At 70.8% G+C, this 6,599-nt stretch carries 6 protein-coding genes; 2 read left to right on the forward strand and 4 right to left on the reverse strand.

Translation table 11 applies throughout. The annotated features are described in order from the left end of the window. Together VA603_RS00070 and VA603_RS00075 are read right to left on the reverse strand one after the other, a co-directional pair. Window positions 1–485 (reverse strand): PLP-dependent aminotransferase family protein (locus tag VA603_RS00070; RefSeq protein ID WP_486679286.1); only part of this gene is annotated, 485 nt, incomplete at its 3' end. Then, window positions 478–1,752 carry a benzoate/H(+) symporter BenE family transporter gene (locus VA603_RS00075; protein WP_323437582.1) on the reverse strand — a complete coding sequence of 425 codons (1,275 nt, stop codon included), beginning with the start codon at window positions 1,750–1,752 and terminating at the stop codon, window positions 478–480. The genes VA603_RS00070 and VA603_RS00075, both read right to left, overlap by 8 nt. 115 nt (window positions 1,753–1,867) lie before the next feature. On the opposite strand from VA603_RS00075, the gene pdxR reads away from it, so the two are divergent. Both pdxR and VA603_RS00085 read left to right on the forward strand, forming a co-directional pair. Then, window positions 1,868–3,370, forward strand: coding sequence for a MocR-like pyridoxine biosynthesis transcription factor PdxR (gene pdxR / locus VA603_RS00080; protein WP_323437583.1), 1,503 nt, complete (start codon window positions 1,868–1,870; stop codon window positions 3,368–3,370). 53 nt (window positions 3,371–3,423) lie between these two features. Further along, complete coding sequence (locus tag VA603_RS00085) at window positions 3,424–3,969, forward strand: pseudouridine synthase (RefSeq protein WP_323437585.1); 546 nt, start codon at window positions 3,424–3,426, stop codon at window positions 3,967–3,969. 72 nt (window positions 3,970–4,041) lie between these two features. Here the strand turns inward: VA603_RS00085 and VA603_RS00090 are convergent, their stop codons facing one another. After that, window positions 4,042–4,404 (reverse strand): hypothetical protein, encoded by a 363-nt coding sequence (locus VA603_RS00090; RefSeq protein WP_132863792.1) that lies wholly within the window; start codon window positions 4,402–4,404, stop codon window positions 4,042–4,044. A gap of 194 nt (window positions 4,405–4,598) precedes the next feature. Continuing rightward, the coding region (gene hrpB / locus VA603_RS00095) for an ATP-dependent helicase HrpB (RefSeq protein ID WP_323437584.1) at window positions 4,599–6,599 on the reverse strand (2,001 nt) is incomplete at its 5' end.

Here is a 6,599-nt window from a genome sequence, read left to right on the forward strand (position 1 = left end):
ATGCGCTCCATCGCGTCGTAGTCGATCAGGCCGGTGGCCGGGTCCAGCCCGTAGGGCACGATGCGATAGTGCCGGCCGGAGAAGTTGGCCGGGTTGCCGTGGGTGAGGTGGCCGCCCTGGGCCAGGTTCATGCCCATCACGGTATCGCCGGGCGAGGTCAGCGCCAGGAACACCGCGGCGTTGGCCTGCGCACCGGAGTGCGGTTGCACGTTGGCATGGTCGCACTGGAACAGCGCGCAGGCGCGCTCGATGGCCAGCCGCTCGGCCACGTCCACGTATTCGCAGCCGCTGTAGTAACGGCGGCCGGGGTAGCCCTCGGCGTACTTGTTGGTGAACACCGAATCCTGGATCGCCATCACCAGCGGGCTGGCGTAGTTCTCCGAGGCGATCAGCTCGACATGGTCTTCCTGGCGACGGCGCTCGTTCTCGATGGCGTGGGCGAGCTCGGGGTCGAACTGGTCCAGGCGCAGGTGGGGGTCATACATGGGGGGCCTCCGGTGCGGTGGGCTGGGGGTGCGTGGCGGTTCCGGCGGCGGGCCGCGTGCGGCGGCGTGGCAGGCGTGCATCGAGCAGCAGGTGGGCGAGCAGGCCGATCACCAGCCCCCAGAACGCGCCGCCGATGCCGAACAGCTGGATGTTGGCCGCCGCGGCCAGGAAGGTGACCAGCGCTGCTTCGCGGCCGCGCGCATCGGCCATGGCGGTGGCCAGGCTGCCGCCGATCGCGCCGAGCAGCGCCAGCCCGGCCAGGGTGCTGATGAAGGTGGCGGGGATGGCCATGAACAACGCCGCCAGGGTCAGCCCGAACACCCCCACGATCACGTAGAACACGCCCGCGGCGACGCCGGCCAGCCAGCGCTTGCGCGGATCCTCGTGCGCGTGGCGGCCGGTGCAGATGGCTGCGGTGATCGCGGCAACGTTGAAGGCATGCGCACCGAACGGAGCCATCAGCAGCGAACCCAGGCCGGTGACCGCGACGATCGGGTTGGCGCTGGTCGTGTAGCCGTCGTTGCGCAGTACCAGCATGCCCGGCATGTACTGGCCGGTGAGCGTGACCAGGAACAGCGGCAATGCCACGCCGAGCAGGGCATTGATCGAGAACGCCGGCGCGGTGAATACCGGGATGGCGATCTTAAGCTCCAGCGCCGCCGGGTCGATGCGGCCCTGCGCGACCAGCAGCGCGATGCCGAGCAGCAGGATGCCCACCACCGCATAGCGCGCGCTGATCCGTTTCAGCACCAGGTAGGCGAGGATCAGGACACCGGCCAGCAGCGGGTCGATGTTGATGCCAGCGAAGGCACCGATGCCGAACGGCAGCAGGATGCCGGCCAGCAACGCGGCCGCGATGCCTGGCGGTATCCAGCGCACCACCTTCTCGAAGCCGCCGGACAGGCCCAGCAGCACGAACGCGGCGGCCGATGCCAGATAGGCGCCAATGGCTTCCGGGTAGGAGACGCCGGCCAGTGCGGTGACCAGGAAGGCGGCGGCGGGGGTGGACCAGGCGGTGATGATCGGCGCGCGCGCCCACACGCTCAGCGCGATGCCAGTCAGCCCCACGCCGATGGACACCGACCACACCCATGAGGCGGTCAGTTCCGGGCCCAGCCCGGCCACGCGCGCGGCCTGGAACACCAGCACGAAGGTGCCGCCGTAATTGACGATGACCGACACCAGCGCCGCGATGGTCGGATGCAGCAGGTCGGCCGCACGCAGTGCCGGGGAAGGAACGGGAGGGGAAGAGGGTAGCGGGGACATCCGGCATCCGGGGACGAAGGCAGGTTGTCTTTGTAGGCGGGCAATGGCATGTTGCGCCCCTCCACTTATGGCCTGCCGGGCAGACCATTGCGGCAACCCGGGAGACCCCACGGCGATGTTCAGGCACGCGCAACTGGAGTCGGTGAAGGCCGGCATCGGCGACCCCGCCCATGCCGGGCTGGCGCTGCATGCCCGTATCCAGCGGGCGATCCGCCAGCTGATCCTGGACGGTGCGCTGGAAGTGGGCCGCCCTTTGCCGGCCACGCGCCCGTTGGCGCAGTCGCTGGGGGTATCCCGCGATACGGTCGAGGCGGCCTACCGCCAATTGCATGCCGAGGGCTTCATCGAACGCCAGGTGGGCAGCGGCAGTCGGGTGTCGCAGCGTGCCCGGCCGTTTGCCGGCGGCAAGGCGCAACGGCGTGGCCACGCGCCGCGGCAGGCCGTGCGGCTGAGCACGCGCGGCCAGGCGCTGCGCGCCACCGGCGGGGTCACCGGCGCCACGCAGCATGCCTTCGCGCCCGGCGTGCCGGAGACGCGGAACTTCCCCTTGCAGACCTGGGAACGCCTGCAGCGCGAGGTGATCCGCGCGCACGGCAGCGCGGTGCTGGCGCACAGCCCGGCGCAGGGCGTGGAGGCATTGCGCCGGGCGATCGCCGACTACATCAACCTCGAACGTGGTGGCCACGCCACGCCGGAACGGGTGCTGGTGTTGACCAGCTCGCAGCAGGCGCTGACGCTGTGCGCCAACGTGCTGCTCGATGCCGGTGAGCGCATCCTGGTCGAGGATCCGATGTACCACGGCGCGGCGCGTGCCTTCGATGCGGCGGGGCTGCGGCCGGTGCCGGTGCCGGTCGATGCCGAGGGCATGCAGGTGGAGCAGCTGCCGCAGTTGGCGGCAGGCGCACGGGCAGTGTTCCTCACGCCATCGCACCAGTTCCCGACCGGGGCGACGCTGGCGCTGGACCGCCGCCTGGCGCTGGTGCACTGGGCCGAGCGCAACGATGCCTGGATCATCGAGGACGACTACGACAGCGAGTTCCATTACGCCGGCAAGCCCACCGCGTGCGTGCAGGGGCTGGACCCGCACGAGCGCACGCTCTACATCGGCACGTTCACCAAGTCGCTGTTCCCGGGCCTGCGCATCGGCTACCTGGTGCTGCCGCCGGCGTTGGTGGAACCGATGACGGTGGCGCGCAGCCTGATGGACGGGCACAGCCCCACGCTCACCCAGCTGACGCTGGCGCGCTTTATGGAGGCGGGCCACTTCGGCGCGCACGTGCGGGCGATGCGCCATCTCTACGTGCAGCGGCGCGATGCACTGCTGCACCTGGTACGCACGCAGTTGTCCGACTACCTGGTGCCCCAGGTGCCGGCCGGCGGCATGCAGCTGCCCTGCCTGCTCCGGCCCGGCATCGACGAACAGGCGGTGCTGGATGGCGCGCGCCGGGCGGGCGTCGCGCTGCAGGGACTGAGCGCCCTGCATGCCACGCGCACGCCGCAGGCCGGTTTCCTGCTCGGCTTCGCCGCTTACACGGTGGCGGAGATGGAGGGGGCGGTGGCGCAGCTTGCCGCGGTGCTGCGGCGGACGGTGGCCGGGCGCCGGCGCGCGCCGCGCTAGCGTCGCGCGGCGGGGATGGGACAATGGCGTCCCGCCCGTCGCCCGCCGTTTCCATGCTGATCGCCTTCAACAAGCCCTTCAACGTGCTGTGCCAGTTCACCGACCGCAGCCAGCCGCCGCGCGCGACGCTGGCCGGGTTCGGCCTGCCGGCCAACGTGTACGCGGCCGGTCGGCTGGACTACGACAGCGAAGGCCTGCTGCTGCTCACCGACAACGGCAACCTGGCCCATCGCCTGACCGACCCGAAGCACAAGCAGCCCAAGACCTACTGGGTGCAGGTGGAAGGCGTGCCGAGCGAGGACAGGCTGCAGGCGCTGCGTGACGGCGTGCAGCTCAATGATGGGCCGACGTTGCCGGCCGGCGTGCAGCGGATGGAACAGGCGCCGGCCGTGTGGGAACGCAACCCGCCGGTGCGTTACCGCAAGACCGTGCCCGATGCATGGTTGGCCATCACGATCCGCGAAGGCCGCAACCGCCAGGTACGGCGCATGACCGCGGCGGTTGGCCTGCCCACTCTGCGGCTGGTGCGTGCGGCGATGGGGCCGTATGCGCTGGAGGACCTGCAGCCGGGGCAGTGGCGGGAAGTGGGCGCACGCTGAAATGAAAGAAGCGCAGCACGGCCGATGGCCGTTGCTGCGCTCCTGCGGAACTGCCGGCGTTGCCGCCGCGGCTCAGGTATCGCTGCCGATGTCGCTGGTTTCGTCGGTGACGCTGGCCGCGTGCGCGTGGCGACGACGCTGCGCGATCTGGCGCGACTTGGCCTCGATGGCTTCGTTGTCACGCTTGTTCTTGCGGTACAGCATGTAACCGATCAGGCCCAGGCCCACGGCGGCCACCGCCACGGTGGCGGTCGGGTTGCGGCGGGCGACGCGGCTGACGGTACGACCACCGGTCTTCAGGGCGCCGATGGCGGCACCGGCCTTCAGCCATTCGGCGGCATTGGCACCGCCACCCTTGAGGCTGCCGCCGGCATGGTTGACCAGTTCCATTGCCCGCTCCAGGGCCGGTCCGGTGATATCGCTGAACTTGCTCATGTGGGGGCTCCTTGTTTGCGAGGATCAGACGCCCAGTTTCGCTGCACGGGCGTGTAGGGGATGTTAGCCGGAAAGCGCGGGGCTGAGCGCGGGATGAAACGTGTGCGTTCACGCTTGGGTGATGGAGGTGCGGATGGCACCCCTCCCTGCCTTCCGCCAAGGGGAGGACTGCCGCCCCCGGCGCCCGCCCGGCCTCACGTCCCGCGCGGCTTGGCCCGATGCGTGGCGGTCGCGCTCCATGGATCATCCGGCCACGGGTGGCGTGGGTAGCGGCCCTTCATTTCCTTCTTCACCTCGGCATAGGTGTTCTGCCAGAAGTTCTTCAGGTCGCCGGTTACCTGCAGCGGCTTGCCGCCGGGCGAAAGCAGGTGCAGCAGCAACGGCACGCGGCCATCGGCGATGCGCGGCGTGTCGGCCAGGCCGAACAGTTCCTGCAGTTTCACCGCCAGCACCGGCGGACGCGGGTTGATGCCGTCGTCGTCCAGCGCATAGTCGATGCGGCGGTCCATGCCCGAGGGCACGCTGATGCGCACCGGGGCATGGCGGTCCACCTGCTGTCGGGTGTTCCAGTCGATGCCGGATTTCAGGGCCTCGCCCAGTTCCTCCTCGGTGAGCGCGTCCAGCCGGGTCTTGCCGTTGAAGGCCGGCAACAGCCAGTCCTCCAGCGTTTCCAGCAACGCGGCATTGGCCAGGTCGGGCAGGGCGAGTTCGGGCATCCACGCGCGCAGGCCCATCACCCTTGCGCGCCATTGCTGCAGGTTCTCGGTCCACGGCAGCGCGTCGAGCCCCAGTTCGCGCACCGCATCGGTGAGTGCGCGCGCGGCATGCGCCGGGTCCACGCGGCCGGCCGGGCGGCTGTCCAGCACGATGCGTTCGAAGCTGCTTTCGCGGCGTGCTTCCAGCGCACGCTTGGCGGCGTTCCAGCGCACCACGTCCTGCTGCCGGAAGCGCTCGGGGAAGTCGGTGCGCAGGCGCGTTTCATCGACCGGGGCCGCACGCAGGATCAGTGCATCACGCGGGTCATGGCGCAGTTCGCTGATGACCAGCCATGGCTCGCCGCGCAGGTCGCTGTGATCGAACTGGCGCGCGCTGCGGCCATTGGCCAGCTGGTAACGAAGGGGATCGCTGGGGTGCTGCACGGCGATGCGGTCGGGGAAGGCATGGGCGAGCAGGTCGCCGAGCTCATGTGCCTCGATGTTTCCGGGTGGCGTGGCATCGCAACGCAGGCGCCGCCGCCATTGTTTCGAAGCCGCATCGATCGCGGCCAGCGCGCTGCGGCTGGCATCGTGCGGTGCGCGGCCGGCGCGGAAGGCCGCCAGCGCACGCCAGCGGGCGGCGAGCGCGTCGCCGCCCTGGCGCAACGGGTCGCGTGCTTCCAGCAGTGCGGCCAGGTCGGCGGCCAGCGCTTGCTCGCGCGGGTTCCTGGCCGACAACAGCATCGCGGCCATGCGCGGATGCGTGCCGAGGCCGAGCATGCGCTTGCCCAGCGCGGTGAGGGTCTTGCCCGCGCTCAAGGCGCCCAGCCGCTGCAGCAGCTCGCGCGCGGCGGCCACTGCACCGGCCGGCGGCGGGTCGACGAAGCGCAGCTCGTCGCTGCCCCACGCGGCCAGCTCCAGTGCCAGCGCGGCCAGTTCCACCTGCGCCATCTCCGGGCGCCGCTGCGGCTCCAGCCGTTGCGACTGCGGCCACAGCCGCCACGCCCAGCCGGCGGCGACACGGCCGGCGCGGCCGGCGCGCTGGTCGGCCGAGGCCTGCGAGATGGCCACCGCATCCAGCCGCGAGAAGCCGCTGTTGGGGTCGTAGCGCGGCTCGCGCGCCAACCCGGCATCGATCACCACGCGCACGCCGGGTAGGGTGACCGACGACTCGGCGACGTTGGTGGCCAGCACCACGCGGCGGCGGCCCTCCGGATCGGGCTGCAGCACGCGTGATTGCTGTTCGATCGGCAGTTCGCCGTGCAGGGCGAGGACATCGACATTCCGGCCCGCCTCGGCAGCGGTCAATGCCGCCTGCAGCGCGGCCTGCACCCTGGCGATCTCGCGCTGCCCCGGCAGGAACACCAGCACATCGCCGGGATGCTCGGCCAATGCCTGTTCCACCGCGCGGCGGGCCTGTGCTTCCAGCGCTTCATCGCGGCGGGCCGGGAAATGGCTGACCTCGACCGGATGGCTGCGGCCTTCGCTGGACAGGCGCGG

This window comes from Stenotrophomonas capsici, from assembly GCF_034961085.1.
Taxonomy (GTDB): domain Bacteria; phylum Pseudomonadota; class Gammaproteobacteria; order Xanthomonadales; family Xanthomonadaceae; genus Stenotrophomonas; species Stenotrophomonas capsici.